The organism is Sphingobium fontiphilum (genome assembly GCF_014196635.1).
In the GTDB taxonomy this organism is placed as follows: domain Bacteria; phylum Pseudomonadota; class Alphaproteobacteria; order Sphingomonadales; family Sphingomonadaceae; genus Sphingobium; species Sphingobium fontiphilum.
In genome coordinates this window covers 398259-419617 of record NZ_JACIEB010000002.1, presented here as the reverse complement: position 1 = coordinate 419617, position 21359 = coordinate 398259, and the positions used below count along the sequence as shown (strand labels likewise).

The following is a 21359-nucleotide window of genomic DNA, read 5'->3' as shown; positions in this document are numbered from 1 at the left end:
GTTCTGTTCCATGAGAGAGAGGGAATTGAGGCTGGCGCTGGTCTGTTATGGCGGCATCAGCCTGGCCGTCTACATGCACGGCATCACCAAAGAGATATGGCGGCTGGCCCGCGCCAGTCGCGCCTTTCACGAGGGCGAGGCCCCCGCCAGCGGCAGCCAGGGCGTCTATCATCAGTTGCTGGCCGTGATGGAGAAAGAGAGCGGGACGCGGCTGCGCATCATGCCCGACATCATCGCCGGGGCCAGCGCAGGCGGCATCAACGGCATTTTCCTGGCGCAGGCGATCGAAACCGGCCAGTCGCTCGATCCGCTGACGGACATGTGGCTGGAACGGGCCGATGTCGAACAGTTGCTTGACCCCGATGCGCGGCCGACGCGGCGCTTCACCAAATTCTGGGCGCAGCCTCTGGTCTGGATGGCGGCGCGGCGGCCGGGCGACACGGTGGAGCGCACGGTGTCGCCCGAAACGCGCGAGGAGGTGCGGCGCAAGCTGTCCAGCTTCATCCGCTCACGCTGGTTCGAACCGCCCTTTGGCGGCGAAGGCTTGCTGGCGATGCTGCTCGACGCATTCGACGCCATGGCGGGCGCGCCATGCGGGCCGCCGCTGTTGCCCGATGGGCATCCGCTCGACCTGTTCGTCACCGTCACCGATTTTGACGGCCATCCCGAAAGGCTGAACCTCAACAGCCCGCCGCAGGTGCTGGAGACGGAGCACCGGTTGTCGATCAGTTTCCAGGGACGGGGGCGGGGTGAGAGGCATTTCGCCGACCCGGTCGAACTGGCCTTCGCCGCGCGGGCGACATCCAGTTTCCCCGGCGCTTTCCCGCCCTTTACCGCGCGCGAAATGGATGGGGTGCTGCTGCGCCGCCATCGCGCATGGCCGGGGCGCGACGCATTTCTGCGCCGCATCCTGCCGCGCCGCGCGGCCGACGGGCTGGCGGACGACGCGGCGCTGATCGACGGATCGGTGCTGGCCAACGCGCCCTTTGCGCCCGCGATCGGAGCCTTGCGCAATCGTCCGGCCCGGCGCGAGGTCGACCGGCGCTTCGTCTATATCGACCCCAAGCCCGGTCGCCGCTCCATCCAGCTCAACCGCGCCGACAAGGGCGGCGCTCCTGCTGGTCCCGGTTTCCTGCGAACGCTGCTGGGCGCGATGAGCGACATTCCGCGCGAACAGCCCATCCGCGACAATCTGGAGGCCATAGATCGACATTCGGCCCAGATCCGGCGGATGCGGCGGATCATTGCCGCGCTGCGCCCGACCATCGAGGCCGACGTGGAAGCGGCCATCGGGGGGATGTTGTTCCTCGACCGGCCGACGACGCAGCGCCTGTCGAACTGGCGCGCCAAGGCGCAGCAGCGCGCCGCCGACGCCGCCGGTTTCGCCTATCCCGCTTATGGTCATTTGAAGCTGTCGGGCATCGTCGAGGGGCTCAGTCGGCTGGTCTGCGGTCTGGGCGAGGAGAAGGGCGGCGGGAATCGCGAACAGGTGCGGCGCGCCCTATGGGATCATGTGCGCGCCATCGGGGCCGATAATCTGTCTGGCGACCTGTCGCCGACTTCCCCCCCGGTCCTGTTTTTCCGGTTGCAGGATCTGGCCTTTCGCATTCGCCGCTTGCGCTTTCTGGCGCGGCGCCTGGCCGAAACGCTGGAGATCAGCAGCGCAGCCGATGAAACCGCGATCGAAGCGGTGCATGACGCCATCTATGCCGGGCTGGCCCTTTATGCCGAATGCGAGGGCACGGCCTTTTACGGCGAAGACGTGAGGGCGGCGTGCCGCGATGCGCTGAATGATCCGGCGGCGGCGATGGCCGCAGTGGCCGCCGCGCGCGATCTGCGCCAGCGCGATCAGGCGGCGGACGCCCTGTTGTGCGACGCCCTGCGCGATTTGCCGAAGGAGGATCGGCGGACGATGCTGTTCGCCTATCTCGGCTTTCCCTTTTACGATATCGCCACCCTGCCGCTGCTTCAGGGCGAGGCGCTGGACGAATATGATCCGGTGAAGGTTGACCGGATTTCGCCCGACGACTGTTTCGCGATTCGGTCTGGCGGCGCGGAGGCGACGCTGAAGGGCATCGAGTTCAACAATTTCGGCGCCTTCTTCAGCCGGGCTTATCGCGAAAATGACTATCTGTGGGGGCGTTTGCACGGAGTGGAGCGACTTCTGGACATCGTGATTTCGGCAATGCCCGCAGCAAGTCGCCTTCCACCCGACGCCGTTGACGGTTATAGGCGAAAGGCGTTCCATGCGGTGCTGGATGAGGAGGAGGAAAGGCTGCGCCATGCGGCCGACCTGATCGCCAGCCTGCGAAGGGAGATCGGGTGAAGCGTCTGTTGATCCTCGCCGCCATGTTGTCGCCCCTGCTTGTCGGGGGATGCGACGATTCGTCGGTCGAGCAGGCGGAGCAACAGAGCGGCCCGGAACGGCCGGAGGTAGCGGCGGCTCCGGTTGAAAGCAGCGTCGCGCCCGCGCCGCCCAGGCCAAGGGCGGAGGTTCGGGTCATCCCGGCCATCGCGTCCGACATCGCCCACAACGCCGCGACGCCTATCGCGCCCGTCGCCGTGGTCGATTTGCCCGCGTCGAATATCGTCGAGCCAGTCATGCCCTTTCCAGCCGAGGTGACCGCCTTCATGGTCGACCGCGACGGTTGCGATCATTTCCGGGGCGAGGAGCCATTCGATGCGGAGCGCAGGGCCTATCTGAACGAGAGCATTCGCGAATTGTGCAGCGGCACCGATGCGCGGCTGGCCCGGTTGCGCCAGCGTTATGCGGCAGACCCCGACGTGATCGCGGCGCTCGCCCCTTATGAAAGCCAGATAGAAACCGCGCTCCGCCCCTGATCGCCGGTCGCTTCCGGCACAGGCGGTTCCGACGCGCGCGATGCGGGGTTGGCGGATGCCGGAGCATCGCCAATACTGGTCAGCGATCAGGGTCGGGCGGGTCGCCCGGCGACGCGTCGACCCAGGCGCGGGCGGTGGCGTGGCTGTGCCCGGCGCGCAGGAAGGCCGCGATCATCCTTTCGCGCTGGTCGCGGTCGGGCGGCGACGCCGCATAGGGACCGATCCGCTTTCGTCGGGCAAAGGCGTCGGCGGCGGCCCAGATGGCGGCGCTTGCCTCCTCCTCCGCCTCCGCCCGGTCGGCGCCGACGATCCCGGCGCCGGTCAGCGCCTGGGCGATGCGGCGGGGGCCATAGCCGCGCCGCGAGAGCGACGCGCCCTTCATCCGCGCGAAACCGGCATCGTCGACATAGCCCAGATCGGCCATGCGCTGGACCAGCGCATCGGGATCGGCCGCCTCTTCCCCTTCCCACCCGCGTTCCTTCAGCTTGCGGCGCAGATAGGCGGTCAACCGGGCCTTGCTGGTGGCGTAGCGCGCGGCATAATGGAGCGCGAGCTCGCGGAACGACGCATCATTCAGCGGTGGACGGGGCCATTTTGTTGTCATGTCGTTCCGTTCCCGTCCGCGCGCCATGTTTATGCCACAGTCGGGCCGGATTTTGAACGCGCCTTATGCGCTAGAAGCGTCCCCTTATTAATCCGTGCGCCGCGCAGGCAAAGATGCTAGCGGGCCGCGCACAAGATATGAAGACCATTGGGTGACACCAATATGACGGGTTCGCTGACCATGACCAACGCCGAAATTCTGCCCACGCCGACCGAAGATGCGCTGCCCCGGCGCTTTTCGGATTTCGAGACATTGGGCGAGGCGCTGGATTATGCGGCGCAGGGCGCGCGCGGGCTGAATTTCCATGATGCGCGCGGCAATCTGACGCGGCCCTATCCGTTCAGCGAACTGCGGGCCGACGCCATTGCCTGCGCCCATCGCCTGATCGCCCATGGCGTGAAGCCGCAGGACCGCGTTGCCCTGGTGGCTGAAACCGGCCCGGATTTCGCGCAGCTTTTCTTCGGGATCGTCTATGCGGGCGGCTGGCCCGTCCCGCTGCCGCTGCCGACCAGCTTTGGCGGCAAGGAAAGCTATATCGACCAGTTGAACGTCCAGTTGTCGAGCTGCGACCCGATGCTGTTCCTGTTTCCGAAGGAACTAGCCGAAATGGCCGGGGAGTCCGGGCGCCAGAAGAATGTCGAGAGCATCGCGTTCGAGGATTTCATCGCGCGCGAAGCCGCGCCATGCGCGCTGCCGCAGGCGAAAGGCGATGAAATCTGCTATCTTCAATATAGCAGCGGGTCGACCCGCTTTCCCCATGGCGTCGCCGTCACCCATCATGCGCTGCTCAGCAATCTGGGCGCACACAGCCATGGCATGGAAGTGGTGGAGAGCGACCGCTGCATAAGCTGGCTGCCCTGGTATCACGACATGGGCCTTGTCGGCTGCTTCCTGTCGCCGGTCGCCAACCAGGTGTCGGCCGATTATATGAAGACCGAAGATTTCGCCCGGCGTCCCCTCGCCTGGCTGGACCTGATCAGCCGCAATCAGGGCACCTCGATCAGCTACTCCCCGACATTCGGCTATGACATTTGCGCGCGGCGCATGTCGAGCCAGACCAAGGCGGCCGACCGTTTCGACCTGTCGCGCTGGCGGCTGGCGGGCAATGGCGCCGACATGATCCGCCCCGACGTGATGCAGAGCTTCGTCGACGCCTTTGCCGACGCGGGTTTCAGCCCCAAGGCGTTCCTGCCCAGCTATGGCCTGGCTGAAGCGACGCTGGCCGTCACCATCATGCCGCCGGGCGAGGGGATCATCGTCGAACTGGTCGAGGAAACCGACCTGTCGGGCGGCCATGCCGCCGAGGGGCGTCCGCAGCGTTTCCGCTCCATCGTCAATTGCGGCAAGCCCGCGCGCGACATGATCGTCGAGATCCGCGACGAGGATGGCAGCCCGTTGGGCGAAGGCCGCATCGGCAAGGTGTGGACCACCGGTCCGTCGCTGATGGTCGGTTATTTCCGCGATCAGGAGGCGACCGACGCCTGTATGGCCGATGGCTGGCTGGATACCGGCGACATGGGTTATCTGTCCGACGGCTATCTCTATATTGTCGGCCGCGCCAAGGACATGATCATCATCAACGGCAAGAACCATTGGCCCCAGGACATTGAATGGGCGGTGGAGCAATTGCCGGGATTTAAGCAGGGCGATATCGCCGCCTTCGCCATCACCACGCCGGGGGGCGAGGAAGCGCCCGCCGTGCTGGTCCATTGCCGCACGTCCGACAATGTCGAGCGTTCGCGGCTGCGCGACCAGATCCGCGAGCGGGTGCGGGCGATCACCGGCATGAATTGCGTCGTCGAACTGGTGCCGCCGCGCACATTGCCGCGCACCAGCTCGGGCAAGCTGAGCCGATCGAAGGCGCGCAATCTTTACCTGTCGGGCGAAATTCGTCCCTATGACATCGCCGCCTGAGTTCAGAAAGGCGCAAAATTCTGCCTTAACGGTCGGCTAAGGTTACGGATTGCTAACGGCTTGCTTCTATAGGCCAGAGCATGTCGCGCGCAGAATTGAATCGAAAGGCCCAGGCAACGGCTGAGGTTGTCCAGGACAGGATCACCCTGTGGGACATGATGGGATTTCAGGCGCCGTCAAATGATGCGGGCCAGCGGATATTGGCGGCGCAACTGCGCTTTTCGGATCGCGTCGCGCCATTGCGCCAGTTCATCAATATCATTGGTCTGCTGTTCATCTGGCGGGTGTTCGATGATTCCGTCTCGGGCGTGGTCCTGATCGGGTGGACGGGCCTGATGCTGGCGGCGACGGTTGCGCCCATATTCATTGGCCGTCGGCGTCACGTCGACGATTATGCCCGGGCGTCGACGCGCGATCTTCATGGGCTGGCGCTGTCGGGACTGATTTTCGGCGTCCTGTGGGCCATTGCGATGGTCGCCTTTCCCCATGCCGACAGGCCCGGCGAAGTCATGGCGCTTTGGACCCTGCTCAGTTGCGTGATGCTGTGCGCCGCGGTCGCCTTCACGACCGCGCCGATGGGCGCGATGGGCGCTCTTATTCCCATGGCGGCGGCGTCGCCCTGGATGTTTCTGGGCGACAATCGTGATGAACTGGTCGCGCTGGTTGCGGGTTTCACGGTCGCCCTGCTCGTCGGCGTTCTTCTGGCGGCCCGCGCTTTCCTGCGCCAGCAGCAGACGAGCGAGCAGCTGGAGGAAAAGTCCGAGGTCGTCAGCTTGTTGCTGCGCGAGCATGAAGATAGCGGCGCGGACTGGCTGTGGCAGACCGATGCCGCGCGCCGGATCAGCGGCGTTTCCCCGCGCTTTGCGGAATTGCTGGGCGCTGAACCCCAGGTGCTGGAGGGAGCGCCGCTGGTTCAGGTGCTGGCCGGGGCATCGTGGGATACCGGGCGGTTCGCACCGGGCCTGCACATGCTGGCCGAAAAACTCAAGCTCAAGGAAATCTTCAGCGACCTTGTTCTGCCGATCGAAATCAACGGCAAAAGGCGCTGGTGGGAATTGTCCGCTTCGCCCCGCTATGACGAACGGGGCGCGTTCATCGGCTTTCGCGGCGTCGGGTCCGACGTAACCGAACAGCGGGAGTCGGCCGAAAAGATCGCGCAACTGGCCCGTTTCGATCCGCTGACCAGCCTACCCAACCGCGCTCATCTTTACGAAGCGCTGGAATTGGCCATGGAACGCCTGGATGTTCGCGGGCGGGGATGCGCGTTTCTGATGATCGACCTTGACCGGTTCAAGGCGATCAATGACACGCTGGGTCATCAGACGGGCGACAAGTTGCTGGTGCAGGTCGCCGGGCGATTGCGCCAGATCTGCGCGGGCGGCGAATTTTGCGGACGGATCGGCGGCGATGAATTCGGCGTCGTCATTGCCCAGCCGGTCAGCGAGCATCAGGTCGCCAACCTGGCCCAGGCGATTATCGCCGGGCTTTCGCGACCCTATCAGGTCGGGGACGATACGCTCTATGTCGGGGCCTGTGTCGGGTCCGCCATGACCCCGGCCGATGGCCGCTCATCCGAGGCGATCATCCGCAGCGCCGACCTGGCGCTCTATCGCGCCAAGGGTGAGGGCGGGGGGATGCATTGCGCCTATGAGCCGCAATTGCACGCGAAAGCCGAGGAGCGGCGCCAACTGGAACTGGCGCTGCGCGAGGCGCTGGAAAAGGACCAGTTGCACGTCGTCTATCAGCCGGTGGTGCGGGTGGAGGGTGGCGGTATTTCAGGCTTTGAGGCGCTGGTGCGCTGGACTCACCCTGAAATGGGGCCGATTTCGCCGGCCAAGTTCATTCCGGTGGCGGAGGATGCGCGGCTGATCGCGCCGATCGGCGAATGGGTGTTGCGCACCGCCTGCCGCGAGGCGGCCGGATGGCCCGGCGATGTACGCGTGGCCGTCAATGTGTCGCCTGAACAATTGACCAACCCGCAATTCCCGACGGTGGTCGCCCAGACGCTGGCGCAGAGCGGGCTGTCGGCCGATCGGCTGGAGCTGGAGGTCACCGAAAGCGTTTTCATCAATGAGGATGCCGGGGCGATCAAGGTGCTCAACCAGGTGCTGGCGCTGGGCATCCGGCTGTCGCTCGACGATTTCGGGACCGGCTATTCCTCGCTCGGTTATCTTAGCCGCACGAAGTTCAGCACGATCAAGATCGACCGCAGCTTCGTGGTCGGCGCGGCCAACAATGTCGCCGAGAGCCTGGCGATCATCCGCGCGGTGGTGACGCTGGCGCAGAGTCTGGGCATGGCGACCACGGCGGAAGGCGTCGAGACGGAGGCGGAACTGGCGATGGTCCGGAGCCTGGGCTGCAACAAGGTGCAGGGCTTCTATTATGGGCGGCCCATGTCCGCTGGCGACGCCGCCATGCTGTTTGCGCCACCCCGACGGGCGCTCGGCTGAACCGGCAGGATCGGCCCGCCGGTCAGGCCCCGATCAATTGCCGTTCGATATTTGTCCACAATTGCGAAAAGGCGCGCGCGGAGGGGGACGATGGCGCAAAGGCGCCCAGCGGCTTGCGGCGCACCGTCATCTGTTCGATCGTGCTCGCCATCGGGATGGCCGACCAGCTCGCCTGTTCCTCCAGCGCCTTGCGGTGCAGGCTGCGACGGCGGTCGACCATGGAATAGACCGGCATGATCGGCGCATGACTGCCGCCGCGCTGGACCAGATAGCGGGCGACTTCGCCCATCGCCCGTTGCGACAGCGGCGAAGGGATGACCGGAATGACGATCAGGTCGGCGGCGCGCAGCACCTGTTCGCTGGTTTCGGTGAGGCCCGGCGGACAATCGAGGATGATCCGCTCATAATCCTTCGACAGCCGTTCGATCAGCTTGGCCAAGCGCTTCTTTTTGTCCATCTCGCGGAACAGATGGTCGAGGCTGCGCAGCGAGGTGTCGGCGGCGATCAGGTCCAGCCCCGGCACGGTCGAAGGCTGGATCAGCTTGCGAACATCGACATCCTTGCTGAAGATCGCCTGCGCCGCGTCGCGGCTGGCGCTGTCGGTCGAAATCAGCCAGCTCGACGCCGCTTGCGGGTCGAGATCCCACAACAGGGTTCGTCGCTTGGAAATGCTGGCCGACGCCCAGGCAAGGTTGATGGCGAAGGTGGTTTTGCCGACGCCCCCCTTCAGGCTGTAAACGGCGATCGTCGCCAATGACGGTTCCTTTACCATGGGGGCAGAGGCTAAGTCCTCCAGCCCCCTTATGGCAAGCGAACAATCACGCCATTGTTACGATTGCGTGACGCAGCGGTGATGAATGCGCGACAGGCGCCCAATCAGAGGATTTCGAGCAGCTTTTCCGGCGGCCGGGCGATCACGGCGCCTTTTTCGGTTATCACGATGGCCCGTTCGATCAGGATCGGGTGGGCGGCCATGGCGTCCAGGATCGCGGCGTCATCGCCAGTGTCGAGGCCGATCTGCTTCACCACATCCTCGCCCTTGCGCAGCGCGTCGCGCGGGGCGATCCCGGCTTTGGCGAAGATGGCCTCCAGCTCCGCGCGGGAGGGCGGGGTCTTGAGATATTCGACCACCTCGACCTCAACGCCGGCCGAATCCTGAAGCAAGGCCAGCGCCGCGCGCGACTTGGAGCAGCGGGGATTATGCCAGATGGTGGCTTTCATTGTAATTCCTCGATGGGGGCGCAAATGTCGATAATATAGCGGGCTAGCGGATGCCGGGAACCAAGGCCCATGACATGCCACATCACCTGATAGGCGGCAGCCCATTCCCGTTGCGTGCGAGGCCCCGCCATCTCTTCGTCGCCGACGAAATTGACCAGAACCAGCCATGCCGGAACATCACGTGACCGGAAAAAGTGCAGGTGCGCAAGACGGTTTGCCATCTGATAAAAATGCTTGCTCCATGGCGCGCGATTTGCGCTCGCACCAAGCGCCTCTGCGGTTTCATCAAGCGCCCTCATGATCTTGGCGAGGGAGCCGGGAGAGGCTTGCGATGCTGGAGAGTACATCTCGCGAATATGTGCCTTGGCCTCCACCAACAATATGTCTCCACGGTCGGTCCGCGCCAAGGCGTCCCATTGCGGTCCATGCGATGGCCAGAACTCCTGAAGAGGCGCCGTCAATGACACCATGCCCAATCGTTCAAGGAAGGCTGCATCACGATATTCGGCAAATTCATCCTCGGCGAGCGGAGAGCGCCAATCAACGAATACTGCCCCGGTCCGGTCGAGGATGGGAGCCTCGAGCGATGCAGCACGACTGTTGACCGCGCGCTGTATCCATTTGAGGCTCCCCTTCTTTCCTTCCGGCTGAACGCTGCGCAACGCTTAATCGCCCTGCTGCGCCAGCCAATCCTCCAGCCATTTGATCGTATAGTCGCCGTTGAGGAAATCGGGGTCTTCCAGCAGCGCCTGATGCAGGGGGATGGTGGTTTTCATGCCCTCGATCACATATTCCTGCAACGCGCGGCGCAGGCGCATGATCGCGCCTTCGCGGGTGCGGCCATAGACGATCAGCTTGCCGATCATGCTGTCATAATAGGGCGGCACCCGGTAACCCTGATACAGACCGCTGTCGACGCGGACATGCATGCCGCCGGGGACATGATAGCGCGTGACGGTGCCGGGCGACGGCGCGAACGTCCGGGGGTCTTCGGCGTTGATCCGGCATTCGATGGCGTGGCCGGTGAATTTGAGGTCTTTCTGTTCGACCGACAGCGGCTTGCCCTCCGCCACCCGGATCTGTTCGCGGACCAGATCGACGCCGGTGATCATTTCCGTCACCGGATGCTCCACCTGAAGCCGGGTGTTCATTTCGATGAAGTAGAATTCGCCGTCTTCCCACAGGAATTCAATGGTGCCAGCGCCGCGATAGCCCATATCCGCCATCGCCTTGCGGACGATTTCGCCCATGCGCTCGCGCTCGGCGGCGGACAGGACGGGGGAGGGGGCTTCCTCCAGCACCTTCTGGTGGCGGCGCTGGAGCGAGCAGTCGCGTTCGCCCAGGTGAATGGCATTGCCATTGCCGTCGCCGAAAATCTGGAATTCGATATGGCGAGGATTGCCCAGATATTTTTCGATATAGACGGTGGCGTCGCCAAAGGCGGCCTTGGCTTCCGATCCGGCCTGCTGCATCAGCGTCTCAAGCTGGTCCGGCGAAGTGCATACCTTCATGCCGCGCCCGCCGCCGCCCGACGCCGCCTTGATGATGACGGGATAGCCCGCCTTTTCCGCGATGGCCTTTGCCTCCTCGACATCGCTGACCGCGCCGTCGGAGCCGGGGACGAGCGGCAGGCCGAGCGCGCCCGCCGTCTTCTTCGCTTCGATCTTGTCGCCCATGATGCGGATATGTTCGGGTTTCGGCCCGACAAAGGCGATGCCATGGGCTTCGACGATTTCGGCGAACTGGGCGTTTTCGGACAGGAAGCCATAGCCCGGATGGATGGCGTCGGCGCCGCTGATTTCGGCCGCCGAAATGATCGCCGCTATGTTCAGATAGCTGTCGCGCGCGGCGGGCGGCCCGATGCAGATCGCTTCGTCGGCAAGGCGCACATGCATGGCGTCGGCGTCGGCGGTGGAGTGCACCGCGACCGTCTTGATCCCCATTTCATGGCAGGCGCGATGAATACGCAGGGCGATCTCGCCGCGATTGGCGATCAGCAGCTTTTCGATGCTCATGGCGTCATCGCCCCCGTTCAGCCGATCACGACCAGCGGCTGGTCATATTCGACCGGCTGACCATTATCGACCAGGATCGCCACGATCTTGCCGGAAGCGGGCGAAGGGATGGCGTTCATCACCTTCATCGCCTCGACGATCAGCAGCGTGTCGCCTTCCTTCACCTGTGCGCCGATCCGCACGAACGGGGCGGCGCCCGGTTCGGCCGACAGATAGGCGGTGCCGACGATCGGCGACTTGACCGGCGTTCCGGCGGGGGCGGCGGCCTCTTCAGCGGCGGGCGCTGCGGCAGCCGGGGCGGCGACAGGCGCGGCAGCGACCGGCGCGGGGATATAGGCGGGCGCGGCCTGACCCCCGCCAGCCTTGCGGGCGACGCGGATCTTGCGGTCGCCATCCTCGACCTCGATCTCGGTCAGGTTGGTGTCGTCAAGCAGTGCCGCGAGATCGCGCACCAACTGAACATCGACCTGCATTGCGCCCTTTTCTTGTTTATCGCTCATTTTTTTCGCCCCTGATGGGTTGATCCCTGGAAACCTGCGCCCGCGACTATGCGTATTTGTGCCGCAGTGCAATGTTCAAAGCTCCAGCGCGGCCTCCAGCGCCAGCATGTAGGACAGGGGGCCAAAGCCCGCGATGGCGCCCTTCGCCGCCATGCCGACATAGCTTTTGTGGCGGAAAGGCTCGCGCGCATGGGGGTTGGACAGGTGGATTTCGATCACCGGCACGCTGATGGACTTGATCGCGTCGTGCAGCGCCACCGACGTATGGGTCAGGCCGCCCGGATTGATGATGACGGCATGGGCGCCCTCCGCATGGGCTTCATGCAGCCAGTCGATCAGATGGCCTTCATGGTTGGACTGGCGAAAGTCGATTTCCACATGCGCGCGGCCCGCCGCATCGTCCATCCGCTCGGCAATGTCGTCCAGCGTGTCGTAACCGTAAATTTCCGGTTCGCGCGTGCCCAGCAGATTGAGATTGGGGCCGTTCAATACGAAAATCCTGCGCGGGTTCGTCATCCCCTGTTCCCTTGCCAGTTGCGGTCGGGGCGATCGCGCCCCTATATGCGCCCGATCTTTAGCCCTTCGCGTCCCGCAAAGTCGAGACGGGTTGTGGCCTTATCCTCCAGGGGAAGGCGCATTGTGAGAACCGACGGCACCATTTCCATCCATCTGAACGGCGAACATCGCCGCGTGCGCGCGGGCATCACGTTGGCGGAACTCGCGGGCGAACTGGGGCTGGCGCCGGAAAAGGTGGCTGTGGAGCGCAATCTGGAGGTGGTGCCGCGCTCGACGCTGGCCGCAGTCGTCGTGGAGGACGGCGACGAATTGGAAATCGTGCATTTCGTCGGCGGCGGCGACGCGGCGGCGCGCGATGACGACTGGACCGTGGCGGGCAGGACGTTCCGCTCGCGCCTGATCGTGGGCACGGGCAAATATAAGAATTTCGAGCAGAATGCGGCGGCGCTGGCGGCGTCGGGCGCGGAAATCGTGACCGTGGCGGTGCGCCGCGTGAATGTGAGCGACCCCAAGGCGCCGATGCTGACCGACTATATCGACCCCAAAAAAGTCACCTACCTGCCGAACACCGCCGGCTGCTTCACAGGGGAGGAGGCGATCCGCACCCTGCGGCTGGCCCGCGAGGCGGGCGGATGGGATCTGGTGAAGCTGGAGGTGCTGGGCGAGGCGCGCACTCTCTATCCCGACATGGTCGAAACGCTGCGCGCGACCGAGGTGCTGGCGAAGGAAGGTTTCAAGCCGATGGTCTATTGCGTCGACGATCCGATCGCGGCCAAGCGGCTGGAGGATGCGGGCGCGGTGGCGATCATGCCCCTGGGCGCGCCGATCGGATCTGGCCTCGGCATCCAGAACCGGGTGACGATCCGCCTGATCGTGGAGGGCACCAAGCTGCCCGTGCTGGTCGATGCGGGCGTCGGCACCGCGTCGGAGGCGGCGGAGGCGATGGAGCTGGGCTGCACCGGCGTCCTCATGAACACCGCCATTGCCGAGGCGAAAGACCCGGTGCTGATGGCCGCGGCGATGAAGGCGGGCGTGGAAGCGGGCCGCATGGCCTATCGCGCCGGGCGCATGGGCAAGCGCATGTATGCCGATCCGTCCAGCCCGCTGGCGGGGCTGATTTAGGGCTGAGGCGCTCGTGACGCTCGTTCTTCCTTGAGGGAGGGGATGAACATTTTCACGCGCCCTTATCGCCCCCCAACTCCAGCCTGCTCGCCCGGTCGAAAATCGCCAGCACCAGCGGGTCGCTTTCCGCAGCGCGGATGGCGGCGTGGAAGTCGATGGCGGGCATGGTCGGCGCGCCCGGCACGGGGATCAGGCGGCGATCGGCCATCTCTTGACGCGCCATCGGTCGGGGGAAGATGCCGATGCCGCCGCCTTCCACCACGAAATCCATCATCGCGCGGACATTGTTGCACAAGTTGAGCGGGCAATCGGCCAGATGCGACGCGGCGATGGCGTCCTTCATCAGGCGATAGAGCGGCGAGAGGTTGGAGAGCGACCAGATAGGCGGGCGGTCGGCGTCCATCTCCGCCACTGTCGCGGGGCTGGCCAGCCAGAGCAGGTCGACGCTGCCGATCGGTGCGGTGCGCAGCATCGGGTGGGCGATCCGCCCGGCGGCGAAGGCGATGTCGCTGTGGCCGGAAGCGAGTTGCTGGATCAGGTCGGCGGTCAGCGCGATGTCGATTTCCAGGCTGACATGGGGCAGGTCGCGCCCCAGTTCCGCAACGAAGCCGGGCAGGCAACTGGCCGCCGCGATCTCGCCCGCGCCGATGCGGATGACGCCGCTGGCCCCGGCGATGTCGCCGCAGGCCATCAGCACGCCCTGAAACCGCGCCCACAGCGGTTCGCTCTCGCGCACCAGCTCGCGCCCCGCCGGGGTCAGCGCCATGGCGCGCCCCTCGCGCCGGAAAAGTGCGGCGCCAAGGTGATTTTCCAGTTCCCGCACGCGCGCGGAAATGGCAGGCTGGGACGTGTTCAATCGCTCGGCCGCCGCCGCGAAGGTGCCCAGCCGCGCGATCCACAACAGGGTTTCCAGATGATAGAAGGCGATGCGATTGATAGCCATCATTTGGATATAACCGAAAAAATAAATCATTGGTATTGATGAGTTGGCGCGCCTAATCTGGCGGAAACTGGGAAAGGATGAATGCTGATGGCCAGAAAACTCTACCCCGATGCCGCGAGCGCGCTGGAAGGATTGCTGTTCGACGGAATGCATCTGTGCGCGGGCGGCTTTGGCCTGTGCGGCATTCCCGAACGGCTGATCGACGCGATCCGCGATTCGGGGGTCAAGGATCTGACCATCGCCTCCAACAATGCCGGGATCGACGGTGAGGGGCTGGGCAAGCTGCTGCGCACCCGGCAGGTCAAGAAGATGATCTCCAGCTATGTCGGCGAGAACAAGGAGTTCGAGCGCCAATATCTGGCAGGCGAGCTGGAGGTGGAGTTCTGCCCCCAGGGGACGCTGGCCGAACGCTGCCGCGCCGGCGGGGCGGGCATTCCCGGCTTCTACACCAAGACCGGCGTCGGCACAGCGGTGGCCGAGGGCAAGGAGGTCAAGAATTTCGATGGCCAGGATTATATCCTGGAACGCGGCATTTTTGCCGATGTCGCGATCATCAAGGGCTGGAAGGCCGATGAGAGCGGCAACCTGATTTTCCGCAAGACCGCCCGCAACTTCAACCAGCCGATGGCGACCGCCGCCAAAATCTGCGTCGCCGAAGTCGAGGAAGTGGTGCCGACCGGCACCTTCGACCCCGACGCCATCCACCTGCCCGGCATTTACGTGAAGCGCATGATCGTCGGCGCGCCCTATGACAAGAAGATCGAGTTCCGCACCGTTCGCCAGAAGGAAGCCGCATAATGCCCTGGACACGTGATGAAATGGCTGCGCGCGCGGCGAAGGAATTGCAGGATGGCTTCTATGTGAACCTGGGCATCGGCATTCCGACGCTGGTGGCGAACCATATCCCTGAAGGCGTGGAAGTGACGCTGCAATCGGAAAACGGGATGCTGGGCATCGGGCCTTTCCCCTATGAAGGGGAGGAGGACGCCGACCTCATCAACGCGGGCAAGCAAACGATCAGCGAACTGCCGCAGTCGGCCTATTTCTCCAGCGCCGACAGTTTCGCCATGATCCGCGGCGGGCATATCGACCTGACCGTGCTGGGCGCGATGGAGGTCGCGGAAAATGGCGACATCGCCAACTGGATGATCCCCGGCAAGATGATCAAGGGCATGGGCGGGGCGATGGACCTGGTCGCGGGCGTCAAGAAGATCATCGTGGTGATGGAGCATACTTCCAAGGACGGCAGCCCCAAGTTCATCCCGGGCTGCACCCTGCCGCTGACCGGCAAGAATGTGGTTGACATGATCGTCACCGACCTGTGCGTGTTCCAGCGGCCCGACCATGACAGCCCGTTCCGTTTGATCGAAATGGCCCCCGGCGTGACCGCCGAGGAAGTGGCGGCCAAGACCACCGCCCATTATGTGAGCTGAAAAGGGCGCGGTGCGATGAGCCTTGACGGCGCCTATGATGAGGGCAATCCCTTTGCCCTCATCCTGGCAGGGAAAATTCCCTCGGCGAAGCTGTATGAGGACGAGCATACTTATGCCTTCCTCGACATCATGCCCCAGTCGAAGGGGCACAGCTTGGTTATTTCCAAATGGTCGAAGGCGCGTAACCTGCTGGAAATGGAGGACGACGCGCTGGCTCAGGTGATGGCGACGGCGAAGAAGGTGGCGATCGCGCTCCGCCAGGCGCTGAACCCCGATGGCATCCATATCGCCCAGTTCAACGGATCGGCTGCGGGCCAGACCGTCTTTCACCTGCATGTCCATATCGTCCCGCGCTGGGAAGGCGGGCCGGTCGGCTTTTCCACCCATGGTCAGGGCGGCATGGCCGATGCGGAAGAGTTGCGGGCTCTCGCGGAAAGCGTTCGCGCGTTTCTGTAAGTCAGCCAGACGTTTACAAGCCGGTGCTACTGGTCCACAGACAGGGACCGAAAAGCATAGGTTGGCGATTTTGTTGCTGAAGCCGTTCAAGGTGCCGGGCGTCGGGCTGGCCCTGCGATCAAAGCCCAGGGGGGCGCCATTCATCCGATCGGGGCAGCCGGCCGAAGTGGTGCTGGACCTCTCGCGCCTGCTGTGGCGCAGCTTCTATGCCGCGCCCACCGGCATCGACCGGGTGGAATATGTGTTCGCCCGCGAACTGCTCGCTCGGCTGGGCGACTTGCTGCATTTTTCGGCTGTCCATCCGGCAGGCGGCTTTTATGGCCGGCTGGACCGGGATGCGGTGCGCCGCTTCCTCGATTTCACGGCGGAACGCTGGCGATCTTCCGACACCACCGACGGCCGCAGCCGCAAGGGCGCGGTCGTCCGCCACCTGATCGCCATGCGCCCGCGCCCGGTGCCGCGCGCCACGCGCCCGCGCCTGTATGTTCAGGTGTCGCCCCATCATCTGGACGACCATGAACAGGTTGGCGGCATATTGCGGTGCGAGGGCGCCCGCTTCGTCACCCTGATCCACGATGTCATTCCCATCACCCACCCGGAATTCGTCCGGCCGCAGGGGGCGGAGGAACATGCGCGGCGCGTCCATGCGATCGACAGTTTCGCGGCGGGCATATTGGGCAACAGCCAGGCGACGCTGGACGCACTGACGCCGCATCTGGCCCATGGCCTTGCCGGGCGGCAACTGGCGGTGGCGCATTTCGGCGCGGACCCGCCCGATCCCAGCCACGCCAGCGACTTTCCGATCCCCTCGCGGCCCTATTTCCTGTATCTGGCGACCATCGAACCGCGCAAGAACCACCAGTTGCTGTTGCACATCTGGCGGCGGCTGGTGGAGCGATATGGCGACGCGGCGCCGATGCTGGTGCTGATCGGCAAGCGCGGCTGGGAGAATGAGAATGTTATCGACATATTGGAGCGATGCCATGTCACGCGCGGCCATGTGGTGGAGGCGGGGCAGCTTTCCGACCGGCAGATCGCGGCGCTGATGGCGGGCGCGCGGGCGATGCTGATGCCCTCCTTTGCCGAAGGGTTCGGGATGCCGGTGATGGAGGCGCTGTCGGCGGGCGTGCCGGTGATATGCAGCGACATTCCGCCGCATCGGGAAGTGGGCGGCGACGCGCCCGACTATATCGATCCTCTGGACGGCGCGGCATGGTTGCGCGCCATCGACGCCTATACCGTAGCGGACTCGGCCCCGCGCGCCGCGCAGATTGATCGCATCGGCCAATGGCTGGCGCCGACATGGCCCGCCTATTTCGATATTGTCATGGACCTGCTCGACCGCGTGGCGGCCGATGGCGGCGATGACTGAACCGGCGCGGGCAAGCGGCGGCGGGGAGGGGCCGCCCTTCCTGCGGTCGCCCCCGTTCCCCGGCGTTGCGGCCAGTATCGCTGCGATCAGCCTCCCCATCGGTCCCGATGATCCGCGCGAGCCGGTGGAGGACGCCTTGCTTGACCGCATCACGCAGGCGCGGGTCGGCGGCGCCTTCTGGCGGGACGACCCCTGGGCGCGGATTGCCGTGGCCGATTGCATCCATGCCTGCGCGCAGGATGATGACGCGATCATCGCGGGCTTGCTGGGCGTGCCGGTCATCGGTCCGGATGGCGCGCCGGTCCCGGCCGATGCGTTGCGCGAAGCGGCCAGAGCGCGGATCGGCGCGGCGCGCTATCGCGACTGTTTCACGGGTCAAATGGTGGATGCGGCGGCCGCCGTCGAGCAACTGGCGCTGTGGCGCAATCTGTTCGACCGCAACCGGCGCATCGCCGCCGTTTCGGGCATGACCTGGTGGAAAAGGCGCAGGATCCGCCAGTTCCTTTGGGACGGACGGCGATCGCCGCCCTCTCTGTCGCCCGCCGCCGCGCTGGACCGAGCGGCGGCGCAGGGCGGGGCGGTCGCCGTGTGGCCCTCGCGCGTGCCGGCGGCGATGATGTCGCAGGCGCAGGACCGCGGCGTTCCCTTTATCCGTGTGGAGGACGGCTTTCTGCGGTCACGCGGGCTGGGCGCCGCTCTGCACCCGCCCAGTTCCATCGTCGTCGATAGGGCTGGCCTCTATTATGATGCGCGATCGGCGAGCGACCTGGAAATGCTGCTGGCGACCACCGAATTTTCCGATGCGTTGCTGGCGCGGGCTGAGCGGCTTCGCCAGCGGATCGTGGCGACCGGCGCCAACAAATATGGCCTGACCGGCGATCAACTGACGCTGTCCTTGCCCGCCGGGCGCAGGATCGTGCTGGCGGTCGGGCAGGTGGAAGACGATCTGTCCGTCCGTTTCGGTGGGGCTGGCATTGCGGGCAATCTCGATTTTCTGCGCCGGGTGCGCGCGGTCGAGCCCGACGCCTATATCATCTATCGCCCGCACCCCGATGTGGTGGCGGGCTATCGCCGGGGGCATGTGGAGCAGGGGGCCGCGCTGGCGCTGGCCGATTGCGTGGATGCGGACGCGCCGCTGATGCCGTTGCTGAACGCGGTCGACACCGTTCACGTCCTGTCGTCATTGACGGGCTTCGAAGCGTTGCTGCGGGGGCGGGACGTGGCGGTGCACGGCCAGCCCTTCTTTGCCGGATGGGGGCTGACGCGGGATTTCGCCCCGTTATTGGAACGGCGCGTCAGAAAATTGGGGCTGGATCAACTTGTCGCTGGGACGTTGATTCTTTACCCACGCTATATTGATCCCGTCACCGATATTCCCTGTTCGCCGGAAATATTGGTGGGCCGAATAGGTGATGGCCATATGCCATCGCCCAACTGGCTTTCACGGGTTCGGGGAATGCAGGGGGCATTGCAGCGAATGTGGACCGTGGCGTCGGAGAAGCTGCGTGGCTGACACGGAGCCGAGACGCTTTCTGTTTCTTCAGGGGCCGCACGGACCCTATTTCTTCATGCTGGGGCAAGCCCTGCGCGAGCGCGGTCACGATACGTTTCGCATCAACCTCAATGGTGGCGACCGGCACGACTGGCCGGGCGAAGCGACCGATTATCGGCATAGTTTTCGCAACTGGCCGCTGTTTTTCGACGACTATGTCGTCCAGCACGGCATTACCGACCTCATTCTTTATGGCGATTGCCGCCCCTATCACGCCAGCGCGCATGGCATGGCCCGGCTGCGCGGCTTGCGCGTCCATGTGATGGAGGAGGGCTATATCCGGCCCGACTTTATGACACTCGAGGCGGACGGGGTTAACGGCAATTCCACCCTGCCGACCGATCCGCAATGGTATCTGGATCAGGCGCGCGCCTTGCCCGACGTCGAGACGCTGGCCACGCCGATCTCCTCCGACTTCAGGCGACGCGCCCAGAACACCATGCGCAACGGGCTCGCATCCACCATGGGGCGTTTGCGCTTCCCCTATTATCGCACCCACAGGCCCGACAGCTTCCTGATCGAATCCTTTGGCTGGGCTGGGCGCCTGCTGATGCGCAAGCGCGACAGGGCCGAATCGGGCAAGGCGTGGGACCAGGTCAGGGACAGGCCCTATTTCACGCTCCCGCTCCAATTGAACTCCGACTATCAGATCCGCGTCCATTCGCCTTTCGGCGACATGCGCGCCGCCTTGCGCTTCGTGATCAAGAGCTTTGCCAGCGCGGCGCCCGACACTGTCAATCTGGTGGTCAAGCGCCATCCGCTCGATGCCGGGCTGATCGGGTGGGGGCGACACACGCGGAAGCTGGCGGCGCAATATGGCGTTGCCGACCGGGTATTTTATCTGTCTGACTGGGATATCGCCGAAGTTGTCGCCCATTCGCTGGGCGTCGTGACGGTGAACAGCACTGTCGGCACTCTGGCGCTCAATAGCGGCAAGCCGGTGACGGTGCTGGGCCATGCGGTCTACAAGGTGCCCGGCATCGTTTATGAAGGCGCACTGGACGGGTTCTGGCGATCGCCGCCGGCGCCGGACATGCGCCTCTACTCGGCTTTCCGCCGGGTGCTGGAGGATCGCTGCCTTGTGAGGGGCGGCCTTTTAAGCGACGAAGGGCTGGCGATGCTGGTCGCCAATGCCGTCGAACGATTGACGGGCGCACGTGGCCTTGCCAGATCGGCGGGAGAGGACGGCGCGCCGGGCGGCATCTTTGCCCTGTCGCGACGGGCGTTGGGTCGCCAGGGGGATTGGGACGTTTGATGGCCTTGCGGGTCATCGCGCGGGATGGAATGAAGATTTTTCGGGGAGACAGAGTCGGTGGCTACTGAAATGAAGGCGTTTCCGGTCATTCTTTCGGGCGGTTCGGGAACGCGTCTGTGGCCCCTGTCGCGGGCCGAACGGCCCAAACAGTTTCTGCCCGTGGTGACCGACCGGTCGATGATGCAGGAAACGGCGCTGCGCACCGCCGTGCTGGCGCAGTTTTGCGGCCCCATCGTCGTGTCCAGCGAAGCCCATGGCGACATGGTCGGCGAACAGATGGCGCAGATCGGCGTGCAACCCTCGGCTATTCTGCTGGAGCCCCAGGGGCGCAACACCGCTGTGGCGATCGCCATCGCCGCGCACTGGATTGCGCGGGCGGAGGGCGACGGCCTGATGCTGGTAATGCCGTCCGATCACGTCATCAATGATCTGCCCGCCTTTCACGCCGCGATCGAAACGGCCATCCCTGCGGCCGTCGACGGTCGTCTGGTCACTTTCGGCATAACGCCCGACCGGCCGGAAACTGGCTATGGCTATATCGAGGCGGGATCGGCCATGGCGGGTCTGGACGGCGTGCTCGCTGCGGTGCAGTTCGTCGAAAAGCCTGAACTCGCGCGGGCGCAGGCCTATGTCGAGGGCGGGCGCCATTACTGGAATGGCGGCATATTCCTGTTCACGGCGCGCGCCTATCTCGCCGCGCTGGACGATCATGCGCCTGACATCGCCCGCGCAGCCGCCCTTTCGATGCAGAAAGCCGCGCACGAGGGCGTTGTCGTCCGGCCGGAGGCGGAGGCGTTCTGCGCCTCGCCCGATCGCTCCATCGATTATGCCGTGATGGAGCCGACCGAAAACAAGGTGGTGGTGCCGGTCGACATGGGCTGGTCCGACGTTGGATCCTGGGATGCGCTGTGGGCGATCCGCGGCCATGACGCCGATCAGAACAGCCTGCACAATGGCGCGGTGACCATCGATAGCACCGGCAACCTTATCTATGTCGACGGCGGACCGCCGGTGGCCGCTATTGGCGTGCATGATTCCGTCATCGTATCGACCAGCGTCGGCGTCCTCGTCATGCCGCGCGATCGCTCCCAGGATGTGAAGGCGGTGGTGGAAATGGTGAAGCGCGGCGCGTTTCAGCCTCCGGTCGTGCAGGCGGCGGAATAGG

Annotated in this window: 20 protein-coding genes; 12 read left to right on the top strand and 8 right to left on the bottom strand. The window is 64.8% G+C overall.

Going from position 1 to position 21359, the window contains the following annotated elements:
* Window positions 1-10 precede the first annotated feature (10 nt).
* Together GGR44_RS06360 and GGR44_RS06355 are read left to right on the top strand one after the other, a co-directional pair.
* Window positions 11-2326: a patatin-like protein gene (locus GGR44_RS06360; protein ID WP_183954624.1), complete on the top strand. Its 2316-nt coding sequence runs from the start codon at window positions 11-13 to the stop codon at window positions 2324-2326.
* A complete protein-coding gene (locus GGR44_RS06355; protein WP_343052301.1) occupies window positions 2323-2841 on the top strand; it encodes a hypothetical protein in 519 nt (172 codons plus the stop codon). Before GGR44_RS06360 ends, GGR44_RS06355 begins: the two co-directional genes overlap by 4 nt.
* 79 nt (window positions 2842-2920) lie before the next feature.
* Here the strand turns inward: GGR44_RS06355 and GGR44_RS06350 are convergent, their stop codons facing one another.
* Complete coding sequence (locus GGR44_RS06350) at window positions 2921-3445, bottom strand: regulatory protein RecX (RefSeq protein WP_183954622.1); 525 nt, start codon at window positions 3443-3445, stop codon at window positions 2921-2923.
* A gap of 162 nt (window positions 3446-3607) precedes the next feature.
* Here GGR44_RS06350 and GGR44_RS06345 point away from each other — a divergent pair, with 162 nt between their 5' ends.
* Both GGR44_RS06345 and GGR44_RS06340 read left to right on the top strand, forming a co-directional pair.
* Window positions 3608-5359: a fatty acyl-AMP ligase gene (locus GGR44_RS06345; RefSeq protein ID WP_183954620.1), complete on the top strand. Its 1752-nt coding sequence runs from the start codon at window positions 3608-3610 to the stop codon at window positions 5357-5359.
* 155 nt (window positions 5360-5514) lie between these two features.
* Window positions 5515-7809, top strand: coding sequence for a putative bifunctional diguanylate cyclase/phosphodiesterase (locus tag GGR44_RS06340; RefSeq protein ID WP_183954618.1), 2295 nt, complete (start codon window positions 5515-5517; stop codon window positions 7807-7809).
* Between the two features lie 22 nt (window positions 7810-7831).
* On the opposite strand, the gene GGR44_RS06335 is transcribed toward GGR44_RS06340, so the two are convergent.
* The 6 genes from GGR44_RS06335 to aroQ form a co-directional block, all read right to left on the bottom strand.
* Window positions 7832-8581, bottom strand: a complete 750-nt coding sequence (locus GGR44_RS06335; protein WP_183954617.1) for a ParA family protein — start codon at window positions 8579-8581, stop codon at window positions 7832-7834.
* Window positions 8582-8685: 104 nt separating this feature from the next.
* Complete coding sequence (arsC, locus tag GGR44_RS06330; RefSeq protein WP_183954615.1) at window positions 8686-9030, bottom strand: arsenate reductase (glutaredoxin); 345 nt, start codon at window positions 9028-9030, stop codon at window positions 8686-8688.
* A complete protein-coding gene (locus GGR44_RS06325) occupies window positions 9027-9692 on the bottom strand; it encodes a hypothetical protein (RefSeq protein WP_183954613.1) in 666 nt (221 codons plus the stop codon). The genes arsC and GGR44_RS06325 overlap by 4 nt, the downstream gene beginning before the upstream one ends.
* Before the next feature lie 3 nt (window positions 9693-9695).
* Window positions 9696-11045: an acetyl-CoA carboxylase biotin carboxylase subunit gene (accC, locus tag GGR44_RS06320; RefSeq protein ID WP_183954612.1), complete on the bottom strand. Its 1350-nt coding sequence runs from the start codon at window positions 11043-11045 to the stop codon at window positions 9696-9698.
* 17 nt (window positions 11046-11062) lie between these two features.
* Window positions 11063-11545, bottom strand: coding sequence for an acetyl-CoA carboxylase biotin carboxyl carrier protein (gene accB, locus GGR44_RS06315; protein WP_183954611.1), 483 nt, complete (start codon window positions 11543-11545; stop codon window positions 11063-11065).
* A 75-nt stretch (window positions 11546-11620) separates the two neighbouring features.
* Window positions 11621-12061: a type II 3-dehydroquinate dehydratase gene (gene aroQ, locus GGR44_RS06310; protein ID WP_183954609.1), complete on the bottom strand. Its 441-nt coding sequence runs from the start codon at window positions 12059-12061 to the stop codon at window positions 11621-11623.
* A 123-nt stretch (window positions 12062-12184) separates the two neighbouring features.
* Between aroQ and thiS the strand changes: the two genes are divergently transcribed.
* Entirely contained in the window at window positions 12185-13183 is a 999-nt protein-coding gene (thiS, locus tag GGR44_RS06305) for a sulfur carrier protein ThiS (protein ID WP_183954607.1), read from the top strand.
* Window positions 13184-13235: 52 nt separating this feature from the next.
* Here thiS and GGR44_RS06300 read toward each other — a convergent pair whose 3' ends face one another.
* Window positions 13236-14126, bottom strand: coding sequence for a LysR family transcriptional regulator (locus GGR44_RS06300; RefSeq protein WP_183954867.1), 891 nt, complete (start codon window positions 14124-14126; stop codon window positions 13236-13238).
* A gap of 87 nt (window positions 14127-14213) precedes the next feature.
* Between GGR44_RS06300 and GGR44_RS06295 the strand changes: the two genes are divergently transcribed.
* The 7 genes from GGR44_RS06295 to GGR44_RS06265 all read left to right on the top strand — a co-directional run bounded on the left by GGR44_RS06295 (window position 14214) and on the right by GGR44_RS06265 (window position 21358).
* Window positions 14214-14924, top strand: coding sequence for a CoA transferase subunit A (locus tag GGR44_RS06295; RefSeq protein ID WP_183954605.1), 711 nt, complete (start codon window positions 14214-14216; stop codon window positions 14922-14924).
* The gene (locus GGR44_RS06290; protein WP_183954603.1) at window positions 14924-15559 is read left to right on the top strand and encodes a CoA transferase subunit B; all 636 of its coding nucleotides are present in this window, start codon (window positions 14924-14926) and stop codon (window positions 15557-15559) included. The genes GGR44_RS06295 and GGR44_RS06290 overlap by 1 nt, the downstream gene beginning before the upstream one ends.
* Window positions 15560-15574: 15 nt before the next feature.
* Window positions 15575-16015 (top strand): HIT family protein, encoded by a 441-nt coding sequence (locus GGR44_RS06285; RefSeq protein WP_183954601.1) that lies wholly within the window; start codon window positions 15575-15577, stop codon window positions 16013-16015.
* A gap of 70 nt (window positions 16016-16085) precedes the next feature.
* Window positions 16086-17387 carry a glycosyltransferase family 4 protein gene (locus tag GGR44_RS06280; RefSeq protein WP_183954866.1) on the top strand — a complete coding sequence of 434 codons (1302 nt, stop codon included), beginning with the start codon at window positions 16086-16088 and terminating at the stop codon, window positions 17385-17387.
* Entirely contained in the window at window positions 17380-18900 is a 1521-nt protein-coding gene (locus tag GGR44_RS06275; RefSeq protein WP_183954865.1) for a capsular polysaccharide export protein, LipB/KpsS family, read from the top strand. Before GGR44_RS06280 ends, GGR44_RS06275 begins: the two co-directional genes overlap by 8 nt.
* On the top strand, window positions 18893-20194 hold the full coding sequence (locus GGR44_RS06270) for a capsular polysaccharide export protein, LipB/KpsS family (RefSeq protein ID WP_183954600.1): 1302 nt from the start codon (window positions 18893-18895) through the stop codon (window positions 20192-20194). The genes GGR44_RS06275 and GGR44_RS06270 overlap by 8 nt, the downstream gene beginning before the upstream one ends.
* Window positions 20195-20251: 57 nt before the next feature.
* On the top strand, window positions 20252-21358 hold the full coding sequence (locus tag GGR44_RS06265; RefSeq protein ID WP_343052300.1) for a mannose-1-phosphate guanylyltransferase/mannose-6-phosphate isomerase: 1107 nt from the start codon (window positions 20252-20254) through the stop codon (window positions 21356-21358).
* The last annotated feature ends 1 nt before the right edge of the window (window position 21359 follow it).